This is a genomic window from Lentzea xerophila, assembly GCF_051094245.1.
GTDB classification, from domain to species: domain Bacteria; phylum Actinomycetota; class Actinomycetes; order Mycobacteriales; family Pseudonocardiaceae; genus Lentzea; species Lentzea xerophila.
The window spans coordinates 4,861,939-4,881,306 of record NZ_CP194934.1 but is presented as its reverse complement, the minus strand read 5'-3'; the positions used below and the strand labels follow the sequence as shown (position 1 = coordinate 4,881,306).

Annotated in this window: 16 protein-coding genes; 7 read left to right on the top strand and 9 right to left on the bottom strand. The window is 70.2% G+C overall.

The annotated features are described in order from the left end of the window. Window positions 1-146: 146 nt before the first annotated feature. Both ACRSBM_RS23315 and ACRSBM_RS23310 read right to left on the bottom strand, forming a co-directional pair. Window positions 147-1,151 carry an NADP-dependent oxidoreductase gene (locus ACRSBM_RS23315; RefSeq protein ID WP_434445964.1) on the bottom strand — a complete coding sequence of 335 codons (1,005 nt, stop codon included), beginning with the start codon at window positions 1,149-1,151 and terminating at the stop codon, window positions 147-149. Between the two features lie 236 nt (window positions 1,152-1,387). Next, on the bottom strand, window positions 1,388-2,062 hold the full coding sequence (locus ACRSBM_RS23310) for a TetR/AcrR family transcriptional regulator (RefSeq protein ID WP_434445962.1): 675 nt from the start codon (window positions 2,060-2,062) through the stop codon (window positions 1,388-1,390). 426 nt (window positions 2,063-2,488) lie between these two features. Between ACRSBM_RS23310 and paaZ the strand changes: the two genes are divergently transcribed. Next, the gene (gene paaZ, locus ACRSBM_RS23305) at window positions 2,489-4,510 is read left to right on the top strand and encodes a phenylacetic acid degradation bifunctional protein PaaZ (RefSeq protein WP_434445960.1); all 2,022 of its coding nucleotides are present in this window, start codon (window positions 2,489-2,491) and stop codon (window positions 4,508-4,510) included. Window positions 4,511-4,628: 118 nt separating this feature from the next. On the opposite strand, the gene ACRSBM_RS23300 is transcribed toward paaZ, so the two are convergent. Continuing rightward, the gene (locus ACRSBM_RS23300; protein WP_434445958.1) at window positions 4,629-6,101 is read right to left on the bottom strand and encodes an FAD-dependent oxidoreductase; all 1,473 of its coding nucleotides are present in this window, start codon (window positions 6,099-6,101) and stop codon (window positions 4,629-4,631) included. A 76-nt stretch (window positions 6,102-6,177) separates the two neighbouring features. On the opposite strand from ACRSBM_RS23300, the gene ACRSBM_RS23295 reads away from it, so the two are divergent. From ACRSBM_RS23295 to ACRSBM_RS23285, 3 genes are all read left to right on the top strand, one after another. Further along, on the top strand, window positions 6,178-7,440 hold the full coding sequence (locus ACRSBM_RS23295; RefSeq protein WP_434445956.1) for an NAD(P)/FAD-dependent oxidoreductase: 1,263 nt from the start codon (window positions 6,178-6,180) through the stop codon (window positions 7,438-7,440). Window positions 7,441-7,475: 35 nt separating this feature from the next. Continuing rightward, on the top strand, window positions 7,476-8,378 hold the full coding sequence (locus ACRSBM_RS23290) for an SRPBCC family protein (protein ID WP_434445954.1): 903 nt from the start codon (window positions 7,476-7,478) through the stop codon (window positions 8,376-8,378). 129 nt (window positions 8,379-8,507) lie between these two features. Further along, window positions 8,508-9,332 carry an extensin family protein gene (locus ACRSBM_RS23285; protein WP_434445952.1) on the top strand — a complete coding sequence of 275 codons (825 nt, stop codon included), beginning with the start codon at window positions 8,508-8,510 and terminating at the stop codon, window positions 9,330-9,332. 142 nt (window positions 9,333-9,474) lie between these two features. Here ACRSBM_RS23285 and ACRSBM_RS23280 read toward each other — a convergent pair whose 3' ends face one another. From ACRSBM_RS23280 to ACRSBM_RS23270, 3 genes are all read right to left on the bottom strand, one after another. Then, entirely contained in the window at window positions 9,475-9,981 is a 507-nt protein-coding gene (locus tag ACRSBM_RS23280; protein WP_434445950.1) for an ATP-binding protein, read from the bottom strand. 755 nt (window positions 9,982-10,736) lie between these two features. After that, entirely contained in the window at window positions 10,737-12,017 is a 1,281-nt protein-coding gene (locus tag ACRSBM_RS23275) for an ATP-binding protein (RefSeq protein ID WP_434445948.1), read from the bottom strand. After that, entirely contained in the window at window positions 12,014-12,679 is a 666-nt protein-coding gene (locus tag ACRSBM_RS23270; protein ID WP_434445946.1) for a response regulator transcription factor, read from the bottom strand. The genes ACRSBM_RS23275 and ACRSBM_RS23270 overlap by 4 nt, the downstream gene beginning before the upstream one ends. 25 nt (window positions 12,680-12,704) lie before the next feature. Between ACRSBM_RS23270 and ACRSBM_RS23265 the strand changes: the two genes are divergently transcribed. Then, window positions 12,705-13,256: a hypothetical protein gene (locus tag ACRSBM_RS23265; protein WP_434445944.1), complete on the top strand. Its 552-nt coding sequence runs from the start codon at window positions 12,705-12,707 to the stop codon at window positions 13,254-13,256. Window positions 13,257-13,492: 236 nt separating this feature from the next. Further along, entirely contained in the window at window positions 13,493-14,899 is a 1,407-nt protein-coding gene (locus ACRSBM_RS23260; protein ID WP_434445942.1) for a transposase, read from the top strand. 80 nt (window positions 14,900-14,979) lie between these two features. Here ACRSBM_RS23260 and ACRSBM_RS23255 read toward each other — a convergent pair whose 3' ends face one another. From ACRSBM_RS23255 to ACRSBM_RS23245, 3 genes are all read right to left on the bottom strand, one after another. Next, entirely contained in the window at window positions 14,980-16,185 is a 1,206-nt protein-coding gene (locus tag ACRSBM_RS23255) for a glycoside hydrolase family 88 protein (protein WP_434445940.1), read from the bottom strand. A 208-nt stretch (window positions 16,186-16,393) separates the two neighbouring features. Then, entirely contained in the window at window positions 16,394-17,380 is a 987-nt protein-coding gene (locus tag ACRSBM_RS23250) for a GNAT family N-acetyltransferase (protein WP_434445939.1), read from the bottom strand. Window positions 17,381-17,384: 4 nt separating this feature from the next. Then, window positions 17,385-18,368: an alkaline phosphatase family protein gene (locus ACRSBM_RS23245; protein ID WP_434445938.1), complete on the bottom strand. Its 984-nt coding sequence runs from the start codon at window positions 18,366-18,368 to the stop codon at window positions 17,385-17,387. A gap of 113 nt (window positions 18,369-18,481) precedes the next feature. On the opposite strand from ACRSBM_RS23245, the gene ACRSBM_RS23240 reads away from it, so the two are divergent. After that, entirely contained in the window at window positions 18,482-19,363 is an 882-nt protein-coding gene (locus ACRSBM_RS23240; protein WP_434445936.1) for a Ppx/GppA phosphatase family protein, read from the top strand. The last annotated feature ends 5 nt before the right edge of the window (window positions 19,364-19,368 follow it).

The window sequence follows — 19,368 nt, the reverse complement described above, 5'->3', positions numbered from 1 at the left end:
GCGAGGTCCTGATCCCATGCCGTTCACTCCCTGTGAGCCGGGTGACCGGCCGGACAGTGCCGCCCGGTCTCCCAGGGGGGATTGACCCCTCCGAGTTCTGCACCGAGTGTGGTAGCGCGGCGGACGGGGTGCCGTTGCCGGCGCCGTCAGGGCAGCACGAGAACGACCTTGCCCTTCGCCCGCCGCGACTCGACGCGGGCGAGGGCTTCGGCCGCGCGGGTGAAGTCATAGGTGCTGTCGACCTTCACGCGCACCGCGCCGTCATCGATCAACGAGCCGAGCTCGCGCAGGTCGTCACCGTTCGGGCGCATGGAAAGGAATCGGTAGGTGTAGCCACCCTTCCGGGCGCGGCGGCGCGGCGTGAAAGTGGCGAGCCGGAGAGCGGCGTCCAGCGCCGCGGCTCGCCACGCGGCCATCGGGTAGTCGTGCCGGATCGAGCCCGGAGTAGGAGTCGCCGCGACCGTGACCAGGCGGCCACCTCGCGCGACCACGTCCCGGAGCGGCTCTCCGACGAGGTCGAGGACCTTGTCGAAGGAGCGGGAACCGGTGTCGATCGCCTGTGTGTGGTAGTCGATGACCTCGTCGGCGCCCAGGTCGCGCAGAAACGCCTCGCTCGGGGCCGAGGCGGTCGTCGTCACCCGTGCGCCGACGCGCGCGGCGAGCTGGATGGCGAACATGCCGACCATGCCGGAACCGCCGGTGATGAGCAGCCGGTCTCCCGCTCGGACGTCCAGCGCGTCCCTGATCGCTTGCAGTGCCGTCGTGCCGGCGAGCGGAACGGCGGCGGCGGTGACGAAGTCCAGGCCGCGGGGCATGCGTGCCAGCAACCTCTCCTCGATGGAGATCCGTTCCGCGAGCGCGCCCAGCCGGGCCTTGTCGGTGCGCCCGAAGACGGTGTCGCCGACGGACAGCGCGGTCACCCCCGCACCGACCTCCGAGACCACGCCGGAGAACTCGTTCCCCGGCACGACGGGGAACCGCGTCGGATTGGCGAACCGGAAGGTGCCGGACCGCTGCAGGATGTCGATGGGGTTGAGTCCGGCGGCGCGGACGTCCACCACCACCTCGCGCGGGCCTGGGAGCGGGTCGCTCCGGATGCCGAGGCGGAGTACCTCGGGCCCGCCGAAGGCAGTGAGTTCGTAGGCGCGCATGCCGGCTCCGGGAGATAGAAGTGGAGGATTAGCCTCCACTTAATGTCGAGCGACTATAGCCCGGCGCGCGGCACGGTCGGCGGCGGCCCTCTCCGGGGTTGGAGTGGGCCGCCCGGCCGGATCAGGGCGGCAGCGGGCCGCCCGGCGGGACCGCGCAGCAGCGTTTCCACCACCTGGTCCGAGACGCAGCCCGCGGCCGGCGGTACGAGGCCGGCCCCGGCCGCACCGCGGCCGGCCTACCGGCGTCGCGACGTGCCGGGAAGCCAGCGCCGCAGGAGTGCGTCGGCGTCGGCGCCGCTCATCGGCGCGCCGAGATCGCCGGTTCCCGGCGCGTTCCGAAGGCCGTCGACCACTATCCGCAGGTACCGGGTCCAGGCTGCCGGGCTCGTCCCGCGGCTGTGCAGGGCGACCTCGCTGATCATCGTCAGGAGCACGGGAACGTCCTCGGTGGTGACGTCCGGCCGCAGCGATCCCTCGGCCTTCGCGCGATCGACCAGCTGTCCGACGACGGGCATGATGCGGTCGCGGATCCCGGTGAGATACCGCTCGTCGAAGTCGGCGCCGAGCTCGACGTCGCGCACGGCCTGGTCTTCGGCGTGCAGCTCGGCGGCACGGTGCAGAAAAAGGACGAACCCGTCCCAGCCGGTCGGGGCGTGCAGAGCAGCCTCGATCGCTGTCGCGTGCTGTTCCAGGCGCTCCTCGAGGGCTGCCTGCAGCAACAGTTCCTTGGTCGGGAACCGTCGGTAGACGGTGCCGACGCCGACACCGGCCCGCTGCGCCACGTCGTCGTAGGTCGCGGACAACCCACGCAGGGCGAACACGTCGCGAGCGGCCTCGACGACGCGCTGCCGGTTCTCCTGCGCGTCACGCCGCAGCGGCCGGTCGGGCACGGCTGGGTCGGTGTTGGCCACGGCGCCAGCCTAACGATCGCGATGGCGGATCCGCCCTGAACGGTCCGCTGCGAGCTGCGGAACTCCTGTTCGGGCATCAGTGGACGTGCGGGCTCGCGCCTGTGCGTGACGGTCGCCGGCGCGGCGTCGGGCCGCTGGACAAGCTGTCCACTGTAGACCGGAACTGCCGTCTACAGTGGACTTCACTGGCCATGGGCCCCTTTGGTGTTCAGGCGCTGTCCGGCGGGAGCGTTCTGCGTCGTGGATCATGTCGCACCTGGAGGCCGCTCCAGGCGGGAGCGCGGCTGCCGAATGAAGATCGATTGAGGGCCTCGTCGTCGGCTGATACGGTGCTGCGCACGGCGAAAACCTCCCCTGAACCGGGGGTTTTCCCCGCCTGACGGGTCGATGACGATCCATCGGCGTCGGCTGAGAAGGGGTGGCTCGATGAGCTTGCTGCGCAGCTACGTGTCCGGTGGATGGCACACGCCGCCGGCGGAGGGCGCGCCGTTGCACGACGCCGTCACGGGGGAGGAGATCGCGCGGATCTCGTCCGCGGGCATCGACATGGGTGCGGCGCTGCGGTACGGGCGCGAGGTCGGCGGGCCCGCGTTGCGCGAGCTCACCTTCCACCAGCGGGCGCAGCTGCTCAAGGGCCTCGGGCTCTACCTGAAGGAGCACAAGGCCGAGCTGTACGCGTTGTCCGCGCGCACGGGCGCGACGAGGTCCGACTCGTGGATCGACGTCGACGGTGGCTTCGGCGTGCTGCTCGGGTACGCGTCCAAGGCCAAGCGCGAGCTGCCGAACGACAAGGTCTACGTCGAGGGTCCCGTCGAGCCGCTCGGGCGTGGTGGCACGTTCGTCGGTCAGCACATCTGCACGCCGTTGCGCGGTGTCGCAGTGCAGATCAACGCCTTCAACTTCCCCATGTGGGGGCCGCTCGAGAAGTTCGCGCCCGCGTTCATCGCGGGAGTGCCGTCGCTGATCAAGCCCGCGTCGCAGACGGCGTACGTGACGGAGAAGCTGGTCGAGCTGATGCTCGCCTCCGGCCTGCTGCCCGAGGGCTCGCTGCAGCTGGTCTGCGGTTCGGCCGGCGACCTGCTGGACCACCTGACCGCGCAGGACCTCGTCGGGTTCACCGGGTCCGCGTCGACCGCCCAGCACCTGCGCACGCACCACGCCGTGATCCGGTCGTCGGTGCGGTTCAACTCCGAGGCCGACTCGCTGAACTGCTCGATCCTCGGGCCGGACGCCGTCGCCGGCACACCCGAGTTCGACCTGTTCGTCGGGCAGCTGGTGACGGAGATGACGACCAAGGCCGGGCAGAAGTGCACCGCGATCCGGCGTGCGCTGGTGCCCGCCCCGCTGATGGACGTGGTGGCCGAGGCGACCGCGGCGAGGCTGGCCGAGGTCGTGATCGGCAACCCCGCCGACAGGTCGGTGAAGATGGGTGCGCTGGCCGGGCTGGAGCAGCGCGAGGAAGTGCGGCGGTCGCTGAAGGCGTTGCGGGAGAGCGCTTCGGTCGTCTACGGCGACGGCGCGCTGTCCCTCGTGGACGCCGATGCCGAACGCGGTGCGTTCATGTCGCCGATGCTGCTGCGCGCGGCCGCCGACGCCGTGCAGCCGCACGAGGTCGAAGCGTTCGGGCCGGTGTCGACACTGATGCCGTACGACTCGGCCGACGACGCCGTCGCCCTGGCCGCACGCGGTTCCGGGTCGCTGGTCGGGTCGATCGTCTCCGCGGACACCGACTTCGTGCGTGACGTCGTGATCGGCGTGGCACCGTGGCACGGACGCTTGCTGGTGCTCGACCGCGAGGACGCCGGCGAGTCGACCGGGCACGGCTCGCCGCTGCCGATGCTGGTACACGGCGGTCCCGGACGGGCGGGCGGTGGCGAGGAGATGGGCGGCATGCGCGGCGTGCTGCACCACATGCAGCGCACGGCCGTGCAGGGCAGCCCGCGCGCGTTGGCCGCCATCACGAACCGCTGGGTGACGGGCGCGCCTCGCAACGAGGACGAGGTGCACCCGTTCCGCAAGACGCTGGCCGAGCTGCGTCTGGGCGACACAGTCGTGGCCGGGCCTCGCGAGGTGACGCTGGAGGACATCGAGCACTTCGCCTCGTTCACCGGCGACACTTTCTACGCGCACATGGACCAGGAAGCCGCCGCGGCGAACCCGTTCTTCGGTGGCAGGGTCGCCCACGGCTACCTGGTGGTGTCGTTCGCGGCCGGCCTGTTCGTCTCACCGGAGCCGGGGCCGGTGCTCGCCAACTACGGGCTCGAGAACCTGCGGTTCGTCACGCCGACGTTCCCCGGCGACCGGCTGACGGTGACGCTGACCGTCAAGCAGATCACGCCGCGCGAGGACCAGGAGTACGGCGAGGTGCGGTGGGACGCCGACGTGACGAACCAGAAGGGTGAGTCCGTCGCGCGCTACGACGTGCTCACCCTGGTGGCCAAGGGCTGAGCACGCGAGACAACGTTGATGAGGGGAGCTTTCCTCAACCTCAGGTTGAGGAAAGCTCCCCTCATCAACCTCAGTACCGGGACGGGCAGCGCGGCTCGGGATCGGGATCAGCAGCCGCCTAGCGGGGTTCGCGTTGGGGGAGGGGCCGGGTGGCCGGACCCTCCAGCACCTCGCCGTCGACGTCGAACCGGGAGCCGTGGCAGGGGCAGTCCCAGCTGTGTTCGGCGGCGTTGAACCGCACCAGGCAACCGAGATGCGTGCAGCGCATCGACACCGCGTGCAGCCGGCCCTCGTCGTCGCGGTAGACGCCGGTCTTGCCTAGGCCGTCACGGATGACGTGGGCCTGGCCGGGCGGCAGGTTCTCGCTGGAGGTGGCGTCGGCCGGCACGATCCGGTCGCCGATCATCTCCGCCGCGACCTCGGCGTTCTTCTTCACCAGCGTGGGCAGCGACTTGAGCGACAACCGGTGCGGGCTGAACCGCTCGGCGAACTCGTTCGGCTTGTCCGTCACCAGGTCGGCGAGCAGCGAGGCGGCGAACGTGCCGCTGGTCAGGCCCCACTTCATGTAGCCGGTGGCGGTGAAGATCGTGGTGTTGCCCGGCGTGTAGCCGCCGATCATCGGCAGGTGGTCGTAGGCGGTCGGGTCCTGCGCCGACCAGCGGTGGGTGATCTCCTCGACCTGCCAGTGCTCGCGCGCGAAGTCCTCCAGCCTGCGGAACGGCTCCACGGCGGGCTTGCCGGTGGGGTGGCTCTGGCCGGCGAGGATCAGCTTGTCCCCGTGCGCCGAGATCGACCACGACGGGCTGCCGGTGCTGATCGCGAGCGCCTGCGGCGGAGTGCTCACGCGGGCCGCGATGCAGTAGGCGCGGGTGAGTTCGAGGCGCGCGAAGTACAGGCCCCGGTCCAGCGTCGGGTAGTGCGTGGCGATCACGATCTTCCCGGCGTCGACGTCGCCGTCCGCCGTGGACACGCGGTTGCCGCTCACGTCGAGGACCCTGCTGTGCTCGCAGACCCGGCTGCCGTCACCGTCGATCGCGTCGGCCAGGCCCTGCAGGTACTTCACCGGGTGCAGCGCGATCTGGTCGTCGAGCCGGACCGCCGCGTGCACCTCGAACGGCAGGTCGACGTCCTTGGTGCTGCGGACCGGCAGGCCGACCTGGCGGGTGGTGATCAGCTCGTGGTCGACGTCCCTGACCTCCTGCTCCGTGAGCGCGTAGGTGACGGCCGGGGCGCGGCGCAGGTCGCAGTCGATGCCCTTCGCGAGCTCGGCGACCTGGGCCACGGCCGCGAGGGAGGCGGTGGCGTAGTCGGTGGCGGCGACGAGGCCGTGCTTGCTCCGGATCTGCGAGTACACCGTGGACTGCAGTGCGGTGACCTTGGCGGTGTTGTTGCCGGACACGCCCGAGGCCACCCGGTCCGCCTCCAGGACCACGACGTTCAACCCACGGCGCTTGAGCAGCAACGCGGTGGTGAGTCCGGTGATGCCGCCCCCGACCACGGCCACTTCGTAGGTGTGCCGGCCGGTCAGCGGGGGACGGGGGTTCGCTGGGAGCGCGGCGAGCCAGAGCGACTGGTCAGCGGTGGTCGTCATGTCAGCCGGATACCCGATCCGGCGGCGTCTACGCGAGAACGGGATACCTCACGTCCCGAGGGGGTATGCGACGCGCATGGGCAAGCATCGGGTAGTCGTCGTCGGAGGCGGGTTCGGCGGGCTCGGCGTCGTGCGCGGACTCAAGCGCGCGGACGTCGAGGTCACGTTGATCGACCGCACGAACCACCACCTCTTCCAGCCGTTGCTCTACCAGGTGGCGACCGCGTTGCTGCCCGCGGGAGACATCGCACCGACGTTCCGGGCGATCCTGCGCAAGCAGCCCAACGCGCGAGTCCTGCTCGGCGAGGTGACCGGGTTCGACACCGCGGCGAAGCGCGTTCACGTCGACCTGCCGGACGAGCGGTCGGCGACCGTCGAGTACGACACGCTGGTCGTGGCGGCGGGATCGCGGGACAGCTATTTCGGCCACGACGAGTGGGCCGAGTCGGCGCCGCCGATGAAGACCCTCGAACAGGCAGTGGACCTGCGGTCGAAGCTGTTGCGGGCGTTCGAGACGGCGGTGGCGGCCGAGGATCCGAAGCAGTGGCTGTCGTTCGCGGTCGTGGGTGCCGGACCGACCGGCGTCGAGCTGGCCGGGCAGCTCGCCGACCTGGCTCGGCGGGCGTTGAAGGGCCAGTTCCGGGAGATCGATCCGCGTGACATCCGGATCACCCTGATGGACGCCGTGCCGCACGTGCTGCCGCCGTTCTCCCCGCCGTTGCGGGAGCACGCGCGGAGGAAGCTGGAGCAGCTCGGCGTGACGGTGATGACGAACGCGATGGTCGCATCCATCGACCCCGAGGGCCTCACCACCAAGGACGGCGACCGGGTCGAGGCGCGGACGATCATCTGGGCCGCGGGCGTGCAGGCCTCTCCGCTGGCGCGCATGCTCGCCGAAGCGACCGGGACCGAGGTCGACCGTAAGGGCCGGATCCTGGTGAACCCTAGGGACTGCTCGGTCACCGACGACATCTTCGCGATCGGCGACATGGTCAACCTCAAGGACCTGCCGGGCATCGCCGAACCCGCGATCCAGGAGGGCCACCACGTCGCCCGCGTCATCAAGGCGCGCCTGAACGGGCGCAGGGTCAGGCCGTTCAAGTACCTCGACCTCGGCACGATGGCCACGATCTCGCCCGGTGACGCCGTCGCCGACATCAGGAAGCTGCGGCTCAAGGGCGTGATCGGCAAGGTCGCCTGGGCAGCGGTGCACATCGCGTTCCTGGTCGGGTGGCGCAACCGGGCCGCGGTCCTCGCGCAGTGGGCGTTGAACCTCCTGACCGGCCGCCGCGCCCAGCCGATCATCCTGGAACCGATGCGGGCGACCGAGCGGAAGTAGCGGTCCAGAGGTTTCGCGAGGGGTAACCATCCGGCGTGAACACGGAGCTGCTGAGCATCTACCTCAACGACCACCTGGCGGGGGTGATCGCGGGCACCGAGCTCGCCCGGCGCGTCAGCCGCACCCACCCCGAACTGCGCGTCTTCGCCGACGACGTCGACTCCGACCGCAAGGAGCTGCTGGACTTCATGCGCGAGGCCGGCGTCGAGTCGCGTCCGCACAAGGCGGCGATCGGCTGGCTGAGCGAGAAGGCGGGCAGGCTCAAGTACAACGGCAGGGTGCTGGGCCGCTCACCGCTGAGCGACGTCCTCGAACTGGAGGCGTTGCGCGTCGGCATCGAGAGCAAGTCCGCGATGTGGCGGACGTTGCGCCAGTTGAAGTCCTTCGACGAGGACCGGCTGGAGCGGTTGTCGCGCCGCGCGGAGGGCCAGGCCGAGCTCGTCGAGCAGCACCGGCTGCGCCTCGCGCCGCAGGCGCTCACCGCGCCGGCCCAGTCCGGTGTGGACGTCGAGCGCACCTTCACCGTCGCGTCCTCGCCGGAGGGCGTCGTGGAGTACCTGCGCGACTTCGCCCGCACCGAGCAGTGGGATCCGGGCACGGTGTCCTGCACGCGGCTGGGCGAGGGGCCGGTCGAGGTCGGCGCCCGCTGGCGCAACGTGTCGACGTTCCTCGGCCGCAGGACCGAGCTGGTCTACGAGCTGACCCGCGACGACCCGGACGGGCTGCGGTTCGTCGGCCGCAACGACACCGCCACGGCCACCGACGACATCTCGATCACCCCCGGTGCCACGCCCGGCACGGCCAGGATCGCCTACCACGCCCACCTGGAGTTCAACGGACTCGCGAAGCTCGGCGCGCCGGTGGCGAAGCTGGCACTCGAGAAGCTCGGCGCCGACACCGAGAAGAGCCTGATCCGCGTGCTCGGGTCCGTGCGGTAAAGGCAAAGGAAAACCGCAGGTCAGGCACGATTCCTTGTTCCTGACGTGATCCCTAGACTCCCTCGCGCCGGTTGGTGAGGCAGGCCCTCCCCCTGTCCCCGCCGGCTTGGACACAGAGGGAGTACTGGGGTGTTCGAGAACAACGTCACCAGGCGCGGCTTCGTCACGGGCGCGGCGGCGGTCGCCGGTCTCGCCGGCCTGTCCACCATCGCTCCGGGCCTCGCCAGTGCGGCCCCCGAGACCAACGACCAGCACCGCGAGTCCGAGTTCGCCCCCGAGGCAGGCGCGCTCGCGATGATGACGTTCCAGAAGATCGACGGCACGCCCGTCTACTACTGGCGCTCCAACCGCGGCAACACGACCGCGCGCAACTGGCAGGCCACCGACGCGTTCTACAACGCGCTCGTCGCCTGGATCCGGGACCTGCGCTCGCTCTCGTCGAGCTACGGCTCCATCAGCTACATCGTCTCGGCCGGCTTCTACGTCAACAAGCCCGGCCAGCACGGTGCCGGCACCGCGATGGACCTCGACCACGTCCGCTGGTCCGGCGGCAACACCATCTCGCCGCTCGACCGGCACCACGCGTCGGGCACCGCCTCGATCCGCAAGCGCTACCTCGCGACGGAGGCCGTGTGCCGCCGCCGGTTCCGCTACGTGCTCGACGGCTGGTACAACGCCGACCACGCCGACCACATCCACGCCGACTTCGGTGGCATGCCGGTTCGCGCGGTCAAGAGCTCCGAGTCCGACACCAAGTTCGTCCAGGCCGTGTGCAACAACTTCCGCGGCTCGGGCCTCGCGATCGACGGCGTCTGGGGCTCCGCCACGACGAGCGCGTTCAACGGCCTCAAGTCGGCGCTCGGCGTGACCGGCGACCCGCACACCAGCTCGTCGGTGTGGCAGGGGATGTTGTCGAAGATCGCGACCAAGGGCTTCGCGAACCAGAACATCTGACGTCGTTCCGCCGATCGGGCAAAAATTGCTCGGCGCGGTACGAAGAAATGTGCGCGAAAATCAGTTCGTGAAGCGTTGACCGCTGCACATGACAAAGGCGCATCCATTCATGGATGCGCCTTTGTGCTGCGTGTGGACCTGACTACCGCTGGCCGCCCATCGAGCCGCCGAGGCCGAACAGGATGCGCTGGATGAGCTCGGGATCGACGTCCGGCTCGTCGCCCAGCGCCTCGGCGGCGGGGGAGCGGCGCTTCTCCCGCCGGGGCAGCGGCACGGCGTTGGCGTTCACGCCGGTGGGCAGCGCCAGTTCGCACCAGATCAGCTTGATGCCACCACCGAGCTGGAGCTCGCCGGTGCGCAGGTCGGGCGAGGTCGGCGGCATGACGAACCTGGCGGCCTCCAGCTCGACGACGAGGTACTCGCCGGTCAGTCGCAGTCGCAGCGTGATCAGCCGCGACGTCTTGGGATCGGCGGACTCGACGGCTGCCTCGACCAGCGCGCAGGCGACGGCCGAGCACTCCGCGGTCATGTTGCGCAGGCGCCACTCACCGAGGGTGAAGCGCACGAACAGATCCGCGCAGTTCACCGCGGTGGGCAGCGCGATGAGTGTCAGGTCGTCGACCTGGGCGGTCTGGGCGTTCGCCTGCATGCTGCCTCCGTTTCGCGTGCGGCGCGCGATCCCGCGGCGGTCACCCGAATGGCCGTCGCGGTGAGCGGGAATCTACATGGGTATACGCGGGAAGCAATGGCCTGGTTGACTCGCCCGTCAAAAGTCACGTGCGGGTCACGAAGTAGCGGCCTGATGCTCACTGTGAGTGTAGCGCCAGGCGCTCGCGGTGATCATTTCGGGTTCAGTGTCGCTGCTGGGCGAACTGGCGGCGGTGGTGCCGCAGTCGGTGGAGTCCGTCGCGGCGGACGCCGGTCGGTTCGACGCGTTCGCGGACCCGCTTGGTGATCCTGAAGGTGAAGCCCGTGCCTGGGGCTGCCCGGCCTTTCGATTCGAGCGGCGTGCCTGCGGTGCTGCCATAAATATATTTAAATCGAATTAATCGTCTGAACGGTGGATTGGTGACGACGGGCCGTCGGCTAACTTCGTGGCAGATCGCGAAGAAACGATCGCGCAGACCTCACTGAATACGCCGGTCCCCACACCTGGCGCCGAGAGTCCCGGCTGTTCCACCTCGTTTCACCGGTGTGGGAAGGCGAGCGCGCACCGCTCATCGGGTTCCACCCTCCTGCTCGGAGCCCGGTGGTGCGGCAGCGGTGCCGCGCGGCCGGCCGGTGCCCGCCGGCGGCGTCGGACCCGTCCCACGGTCCGCACGCCGCCGGCGGTGCTTTTCGGTCCTCGGGCGTGTCCCGTGACTCTCGTCGAACGGACTCACGGGACACGTCCTCGCCGGACCCCTACCGCCTCCGGAGCCTCAATTGCACGCGTGCACCGCCCAGCGGCCCGCGGTCGACGTGGAGAGAACCTCCCGTGCGTTCCGCGGCACGGCGGGCGATGTCGAGTCCCAGACCGGTGGAGCCCCCGCCGCTGGCGCCGCGGCGCACCGCCCGTTCGGTGTCCGCGATGCCGGGACCGGCGTCCTCGACGACGAGCGCCACCAGGTCGGCCTGGTGGACCAGCGTCACGGCGAACCGCGTGCCCTCCGGCGTGTAGCGGAAGACGTTGCCCAGCAACGCGTCCAGCGCGGCCGCGAGGTCGGTGCGGGCGAGGGGCACGTGCGCGGGCTGGTCGGCGCCGCGGACCGTCCACGGCCGTTCCTGGTCGTCGGCGAGCGCGGACCAGAACACCAGGCGGTCGCGCACGACCCCGGCCGCGTCGGTGCCGCTGTCGTCGGGCCGCAGGCCGGAGCGGGCCGCCTTGATGATCTCGTCGACCTCCCTCTCGAGGCCCTGGACGGCCTCTCGGACGCGATCCGCCGCCTGACCCTGCCCGAGGGTGTCCGCGTCCAGGAGAAGGGCCGTGAGAGGCGTTCTGAGGCGGTGCGAGAGATCGGCCACCACCTCCCGTTCGGCGGCGAGCAGGTGCCGGACGCGTTCGGCCATCGCGTTGAACGCCTTCCCGGCCTCCGCGACCTCGGGCGGCCCCTTGACCGGAACGCGCGCGGAGAGGTCCCCCTGTCCCATCCTCCGCGCGCCTTCCGCCAGTGCCCGGGTGGCCCTGACGGCTCGCGCGCCCAGCCGGTCGGCGACGAGCACCGACCCGGCGACCAGCCCGACGGCCACGCCCGCCAGCACCCACCACGTGCCGACGACGCCGTGGGTGAGCTGTTCGTGCGGGACGAACGCCTCGACGATCGCGATGCCGTTCTCGCTGGTGGCCAGCGGTTGCAGGTAGGCGAGCCCGTCGGGCCGCCGGACCGTGGACGCCGTCGCGAGCTTCTGCGCCTCCCGCAGGTCGGCCGCCGTGATGTGCGACGTGCCGTAGGTGCCGGCCGGGGAGCTGAGGTGCACGGCCAGCCGCTGCTGACCGCCGTATCGGGTGCTCCTGATGGCCTGGCGGATCTCCTGGGGCTTGCGGGTGATCAGCAACGCCGGCGTCAGCGCGTTGGCCTGCTTCTCGGCCTCGCTGAGCGCGCGGTCGTACGCGGCGTCCCGCACGACGATCGCGAGCGGGATCAGGAAGGCCAGCGCCACCATGCTGGTCGCCGCGAGAGCGACCAGCACCAGTGAACGCCTCATCTCGGGTCGACCAGTCGCACGCCGACCCCGCGCACCGTGTGCAGGTAACGCGGCTGGGCGGCCCGTTCGCCGAGCTTGCGGCGCAGCCACGACAGGTGGACGTCGAGCGTCTGGTCGTCACGGTTGGACGGCCACAGGTTGGCGAGCAGCTCGGCCCGCGGCACCACTTCCCCCTGCCGTGCCGCGAGGTAGGAGAGCAGCTCGAACTCCTTGTGCGTCAGGGAGAGCCCCTGACCGTCCACAGTGGCCTTGCGCTGGTCGACGTCGATCTCGAGGCCGCCGACGACGAGCTGCCTGGTGTCGCGCGCCCTCCTGAGCACCGCCTGCAGCCGGGCTTCGAGGTGCTCGCTCGAGAAGGGTTTGACGAGGTAGTCGTCCGCGCCGGCGTTGAGCAGGCGGATGATCTCGGCCTCGTCGTCGCGGGCGGTCGCGATGACCACCGGGGTGTTCGTGACGCCTCGGATCATCCGCAGCGCGTCACCGCCGTCGAGGTCGGGGAGCCCCAGGTCGAGCACCACGACGTCGTAGCCGGTTGCGGTGACTTGGCGCAAAGCCTCGATCGCGAGCGCGACACCGTGCACGATGTGGCCCTGGCCGGTGAGGGCACGCGTGATCGCCGCCCGCACCACCGGGTCGTCCTCGACCAGCAGTACTGATGCCATGAGCCGCTACGGGAGGGTTGCCGCAGTGAGACGGTCGATCGGATACCTGGTCGCCTGGGCGTTGGTGACCACCGTCGCCGTCGGCCTGTCCTGGTTCGGCATCCGGTCGGCGATGGAACCCGCCCCGGTCGCCGCCGTGGACCCCACGACGAGCTCGGCCGTGCTGCCGATGCCGACCATCACCTCGATCACCGTCGCGGCACCCGAACCGGGCCCCTCGATCGGCTCGTCGCCCGTCCCGCCCTCGTCCACCAGGCCTCCTGTGGTCAGTTCGTCTGTTCCGGTTCCTCCCAGTAGTACGGATGCGCGCACCACCCCGGCTCAACTCCCGCAGGGGGAATGGCAGGCGGACGGCTCCTACGTCCACGCGTTCCACCTGAGGGGCGGGGACGTGGTCGTGCGGTACCGCCCGACGGGGGTGCAGGCGCTGTCGGCCACCCCCGCGGACGGCTGGTCGGTGTCGGTGGAACAGCCGGGCGGGCCGCTGGTCGTGAACTTCCGCAACGCCGCCGGGCGGCTGTCGCGGCTGGAGGCGACGTGGAGCGGCGGGCCGACCGCGAAGGTGATCGAGCAGTGACGGCACCTGCGAGGACTCTGTCCGCCGCGGGCCACTCCGTCCCGCAGTGAGGTTGATGAGGGGAGCTTTCATCAACCTCAGGTTGATCTGGTGTTTTAACCAGGAGGCTCCTGATCTTTGACATAGGCACGGCCACCGCTTGATCATCTTCGGGTTCCGTCCAAAGAACTCGATCATGACAAGTGGTGGCCGTGTCTCCTAGTGTGCCTGATCAAGGTCTGAGTGCCCAAGTCCGGGTGCTGCAACGGTTCCGGCGCGAGCTCTATGACTGTTTCGGCGCGTGGCGGGACACGTTGTTCGAGCTGGTGGACGCGTTGCTGGTGAGTCCGCAGCGGCCGTCGTCGGTGCCGTGGCTGACGTTGGAGACGCCGCTGCGACGCGGGCACGGCAGCGTCTACAAGGCGTTGAAGCATGGCCGGGTCGACACCCAGGGGCTCGCGCGGACGTTGACCCGGCTGGTGATCGGCTCCGCGGACGTGGCCGATCCGCTGGTGTTCGCGCTGGACTGTTCGCAGTGGCCCCGTCCAGGCGCGGTCACCAGCCCTGGCCGGACGCTGAACTACGACGCGGCCAAGGACCGGCGTGACCGGCGGGCACCGGTGACCGAGGGCTGGTGGTTTCAGTGGCTGGCCGCCACCAACAGCGAGCACTCGTCGTGGGCGCCGCCGGTCGACCTGGCCCGGATCGGCCCCGATGACAACCATCACGCGGTCGCGGTGACCCAGATCAGGTCCCTGCTCGACCGGTTGCCCGCCGACCGGCCGCACGTGCCGGTGGTGTGTCTGGACGGTGACTACAGTGCGTCCTGGATCGGCCGGCAGCTGGCCGGACTGCCGGTGCAGATGCTGATCCGGGTGCGGTCGGACTCGGTGATGCGCACCGACCCGCCCCCGCGCCGGGCCGGGGCTCGCGGCCGGCCGCCGGTGCACGGACCGGCGATGAAACTGCCGGAGATGGCCAGCTGGCCCGAGCCCGACGAGATCAGGATCGTGCCACCCCGGCCGGACCGGGGCCGCCGGCACGAGCTGTCGGTACTGGCCTGGCACGGCCTGCACCCGCGGCACTCCAAGAAACTCGACGAACCCGGCCGGACCCCGCACCCAGGCAAGGCACGGGAGATCGTGCGCGGCAGCGTGATCCGCATCCACTCCGCGGCACCGGACGAGAAACCGATCTGGCTTTTCTGGACCGGACCGGGCGGCTCGTTCGACCTGGACCGGCTCTGGCGGGCCTACCTGCGCCGCTTCCACATCGAGCACCTGTTCCGGTTCATCAAACAGCACCTCGGCTGGACCGCACCGAGGCTGCGCACCCCCGAACAGGCCGAACGATGGAGCTGGCTGATCGCCGCCTCCTACACCCACCTGCACGCCGCCCGCGACCTCGTCGCAGACCACCGCCTGCCCTGGGAACGCGCGGGCCTGATGTCCCCGCTACGGGTCAAACGCGGATTTCGGATACTTCAGCCCGAGCTGGACACCCCGGCCAAGTCCCGCAAACCCTCCCAGCCCGGCCCCGGCCGCCCACCCGGACGCACCTCCACACCCGCACCCCGCCACCCCGTGACCCGCAAACACCCCAGCTCACCCAAACCCAAGCCACACAACAAGAAACGAGCCGCCGCTGACGCGACGGCCCGCTAAAGAGCTCACCTGAGGTTAAAACACCAGGTTGATGAAAGCTCCCCTCATCAACGTTTCGCGGTGGGGGAGTCGCCGGGGAACTAGAGGCCGATGGCCTTGGCGATCTGGGTGGGCTTGAGGACGCGCAGGATCGCCTCGAACAGGTAGTAGTCGCCGTACGGCAGCGAGACCTCCACGCCGTCCTCGGACGGCCGGTTGCGGGTGCCGCGCGCCATGATCGCCTCGGCGCGGGCCGACCTCGTGGTCAGGCAGGTGCCGACCAGGCCGTCGAGGATCCTCAGCGCCCGGTCGCGGTAGCGGTCGCTGCCGGTGGCCCTGGCCAGGTCGAGCAGGCCGCAGGCGAGGATGGCGCCGGCCGACGAGTCCTTGATGTCGTTGGCGCCCAAGGGGGAGCGGTAGTCCCACACCGGGACGTGGTCCGGGGTGAGCACCGACAGGGCGTAGTCCGCCATCCTGCGCGCGGTGTCGCGGAACTCTCGCAGGCCCGTGCGGCGGTACATCGTCGTGAAGCCGTAGATGCCCCATGCCTGGCCACGTGACCAGCAGGACGTCGGGCTGTAGCCCTGCACGGTGTTCTGGCCGATCGGCGCGCCGGTGTCCGGGTCGAAGTCGAACACGTGCGGGGTCGAGCCGTCCGGGCGCAGGAAGTGCGTCCGGGTCGTCCTGGCGTGGGCGATCGCGATGTCGATGAACTTCCGGTCGCCGGTCTGCTCGGTGGCGAACGCGAGCAGGTCCAGGTTCATCATCGTGTCGATGATGACGCGGCCCGCGTTGCCGGGGGTGCCGAGGCGGCCCCAGGCGCGGATGTACTTCCCGGCCGCGTTCCAGCGCTGGATCAGCGTGTTCGCCGCGTCGACCGCGCCGTCGCGCCACCTCGTGTCGCCGGTGAGCCGGTACGCCGTGACCCAGGACGGGGAGAAGAGGAACCCCAGGTCGTGGTCGCGGGGGTCGAGCCGGCGCGGCGCCAGCCTGTCGTTCGCGGCCTCGGCGAGCGCGCGGAACCGGGCGTCACCGCTGTCGAGGTGCGCGAGCCACAGGGTGCCCGGCCAGAAGCCGCCGATCCAGCCGCCGTCGGCGACGTAGGTCCACTTCTCGAACCGGGTGATCTCCGGGAACGACGTGATGCCCGGTGCGACCGCCTGCAGCTTGGCGAGCCCGTAGTCGAGTGCGCCGCGCAGTCTGGCCGGGGAGGCGGCAGCCTCTCCGGCGCCGGCGGCGATCCCCGCTCCGGTGAGCAGGGGAGTGGCCGCGGCAGAGGTGAGAAGGGTGCGTCGAGACAGATTCACGAGACCGTCCAGTCCCTTTCGTGTCCTTGCGCCCGGCGACACACTGCCAGATCCGATCAAGGTCTGTAAAGGTGCGTCAGGACTTGTTGTAGAGCATTTTCTAGGCGCTTGACCAGCGCAGATGCCGCGAAGGACTGATCAGATACATGAACCCGCTGGATTCCGGCGTGGTGAACCGAATTGTTCACAAGGATGAACGAATCGTGGTTCAGGTGCGGATCAGAACGGCGTCGAGAGGGCGTGGGCTCAGGCCGTGCCGCCGTTGGAAGTCGGCGTTGCCCCTGCCGCCTTCGAGCGTGGTCTTCCCGAGCCGGATCGCCAGCTTGACCGACTCGGCGAACAGCACGCCGTACGGGCTGTAGCCGCCGTCGACGGCGTAGTCGACCCCGCACGTCCAGGTGTGGAAGCGGGTGGCGTCGACGAGGCAGATGCCGGCCGCGACGAGCCTGCCGTGCTGCCGCACCTCGATCACCTGCGCGAGGTCGCCGAGTGCCGTCACGAACCTCATGAAGGTCGAACCGGGGTAGTAGCCGTTGTTCTCGAAGCGGCTCGCGGTCTTCGCGCACAGCAACGTGATCTCGTCGAGCGAGGCGTGGTCGACGGTCAGCACCTCGACCGTGACGCCCGCTTCGGCCGATCGCCGTTCGTTGCGCCGCAGGTTCGCTCTGGCACGCCGGCCGAGCCCCGCGAGGTAGTGCTCGTAGCTCGTGAGACCGGTGGACCACCGGTCGGTGAGGTGGCGCGCGGGCAGGCCGGCCGCCCGCAGCGCCTGGGACAACTCGTTGCCGCGCTGGACGTTCAGGAACCCGCACCAGTCCGCGCGGTAGATCGACGCGGTGCGGATCATGGCGTCCAGGAGCCTCGGCAGGACCTCGGCGGTGGCGGGGACGTGCGCGTCGTAGCAGTGCCAGGTGTGGCTGAGCAGCGCACGTCGTCCGGCCGCCTCCGGATACACCTCGTACAGGCGGCGCAACGGGTTCGCCGCCGCCTGGAGGTAGGCGGGCATGACCGCGATCGGCCTGTCGCCCTCGCGCACGACGAAGTACGCGAACGCCTCCACGGTCGTCAGCGGAGCCTGTTCGCAGGCGCTGACGTACGCGTGCCGATAGAACACCGGCGCCCCGCTCGCGCGGACCACCGAATCCCAATCGGCAGCATCGATTTCCCTTATGGAGTTCGAGAACTCGACGCGCACCCGCTCACTGTACGGCCTGCCAGACCGCGAAGGGCACGTCGATCTCGTCGCGGCTCATGCCCCCGTGCTCGAACTTCGCGGACGGGTCGGCGATCGGGAACCGCGGTGACGCCGCCATCGCGACGACCGGGCCCGCCTCCGGTTGCGGCAGGCCGAGATCGGTGGCGTGGTGCACGGTAGCTGTGTCGCCCAGAGTCGTTGCCACCCGGTCGAAAACCGCTTCCAGGCGGTCCGGCTTCGGGTAGAGCCACCTCGTGCGGCCCGCGCCACCGGAGGGGATCACGCACTCCTCGCGCACGATCGCGTCCCAGGCCTCGACGAGCTCCGGATCGGGGTCGACGGCGACCTGGCCGTGGTCGGAGTGCGCCACGACGGTCCAGCCCTGTGCGGCCCAACGGGAAGCGTGCGCGTCCAGGCGCAGCATGGCCTCGTGCACCGACTCGTCGTAACCGTGGCGGTGCACGTGGTCGTCGATGTTGACGTACGTCCAGAGGAACCTGGCGTCCGGCAGCGCCTTGTCCAGGTCTGCCACCACGTTCGCGACGAGCAGGGGCGGATCCTCGGCCTGTGCGGCGAGTTTGTGGCGCGGAGGCGAGGGTATCCGGGTGCAGCCTCGCAGGAGGGCCTGGGCCCACGTCCCTTCGAGGAGGTCGAGCTCGCGCGCCAGGACGGTCGCGCCGTGCCGTTCCAGCACCGTCGGCAGGTGCGGGACCACCGGAGCGCCGTTGATGGCGTGCACGAGGCCGGATCCGTTGCGGTACACCGTTCCCGGCACGCGGTGGACGTCGGCGGGAACACCGGTCAGTGCGGTCAGCAGCGCCGTCGCGGACGTCGAGGGCACCGTCGAGGAGAGCGTGGTGACGGAGGCGGACAACCACGCCTGTTTGGCCACGTCCGAGGACAGGCCGTCCACTGCCAGGACGATCACGCCGCGGTCTGCCGTCGTGAGGGCGTGTTCGAGCCGGGAAGGGATCTCCGCCAGTGACATCGGCAGACTGTAACGCATCTCATCCGGGCGGGAATGCCTGATCGGAGGCCTCGATTTCCCACATCGGCCGCCGATGCGGTAGAGAGGACGCTCGGTAGTGAGGAAGGTGTCGGATGTCGGTCGGAGTTCTGGACGTCGGGTGCTTCAGCGCACACCTGGTGGTCGTGGAACGAGACCTGATGCGTCCGCTGGTGTCCCACAAGGTCCGGCTGCGGCTGGACCGGGAACTGGATCCCGAAGGGGCCATCAGCCGCGACGGCATCGAGTCGCTGTGCGCGGCCGTCCTGGCCGCCCGCGAGGAGGCGGGCGACGTCGAGTTCCTGCCCTTCGCCACCTCCTCCGTGCGGGACAGCTCCAACGCCGACGAGGTCATGCGCAAGGTCGCCAGACGCACGGGCGTCAAGCTGAAGGTGTTGTCGGGCAAGGAAGAAGCGCGCTTGTCGTACACCGCGGCCCGGCACTGGTTCGGCTGGAGCGCCGGCCCGATGGTCGTGCTGGACGTCGGCGGCGGCACGGTGGAACTGGCGGCCGGGTCCGAGGCCGAACCCGACCGCGCGGTGTCGCTGCCGCTGGGGGCGAGGACGTTGACCCGTGCCGGGCTGACCGTCGCGGACATGCGGGCGGAGGTCCAGGACCGGCTCGCCACCGCGTTCCCGTGGGACGAAACCGCTCGCGCGGTCGGGTGCTCGAAGGTGTTCGAGCAGCTCGCCCGCCTCGCCGGCGCGCGCAGCGGTACGTACGAGCCGCGTCAGTTGCGGCTCAAGGACCTGGAGAAGTGGATCCCGCGGCTGTCGAAGCTGTCGGTCCGCCAACGCGCGGCGCTGCCGGGCATCTCCCGGCACCGGGCCCGGCAGTCGCTGGCGGGCGCGGTGGTCGCGGAGGCGTTGATGAAGGTCTCGGGCCACGACGTCGTGGACATCTCGCCCTGGTCCACCAAGGAAGGCCTGCTGCTCGACCTGGTCGAGAGTGCGCGCGGCCGCCGCTCGGCCGCCTGACGCGC

Excerpts from the sequence above, each read along its gene's own strand:
- ACRSBM_RS23315 (WP_434445964.1), bottom strand. The coding sequence starts at position 1,151 with ATGCGCGCCTACGAACTCACTGCCTTCGGCGGGCCCGAGGTACTCCGC.
- ACRSBM_RS23270 (WP_434445946.1), bottom strand. The coding sequence starts at position 12,679 with ATGGCATCAGTACTGCTGGTCGAGGACGACCCGGTGGTGCGGGCGGCG.
- ACRSBM_RS23275 (WP_434445948.1), bottom strand. The coding sequence starts at position 12,017 with ATGAGGCGTTCACTGGTGCTGGTCGCTCTCGCGGCGACCAGCATGGTG.
- ACRSBM_RS23280 (WP_434445950.1), bottom strand. The coding sequence starts at position 9,981 with ATGCAGGCGAACGCCCAGACCGCCCAGGTCGACGACCTGACACTCATC.
- ACRSBM_RS23295 (WP_434445956.1), top strand. The coding sequence starts at position 6,178 with ATGGGCAAGCATCGGGTAGTCGTCGTCGGAGGCGGGTTCGGCGGGCTC.
- ACRSBM_RS23245 (WP_434445938.1), bottom strand. The coding sequence starts at position 18,368 with ATGTCACTGGCGGAGATCCCTTCCCGGCTCGAACACGCCCTCACGACG.
- paaZ (WP_434445960.1), top strand. The coding sequence starts at position 2,489 with ATGAGCTTGCTGCGCAGCTACGTGTCCGGTGGATGGCACACGCCGCCG.
- ACRSBM_RS23240 (WP_434445936.1), top strand. The coding sequence starts at position 18,482 with ATGTCGGTCGGAGTTCTGGACGTCGGGTGCTTCAGCGCACACCTGGTG.
- ACRSBM_RS23300 (WP_434445958.1), bottom strand. The coding sequence starts at position 6,101 with ATGACGACCACCGCTGACCAGTCGCTCTGGCTCGCCGCGCTCCCAGCG.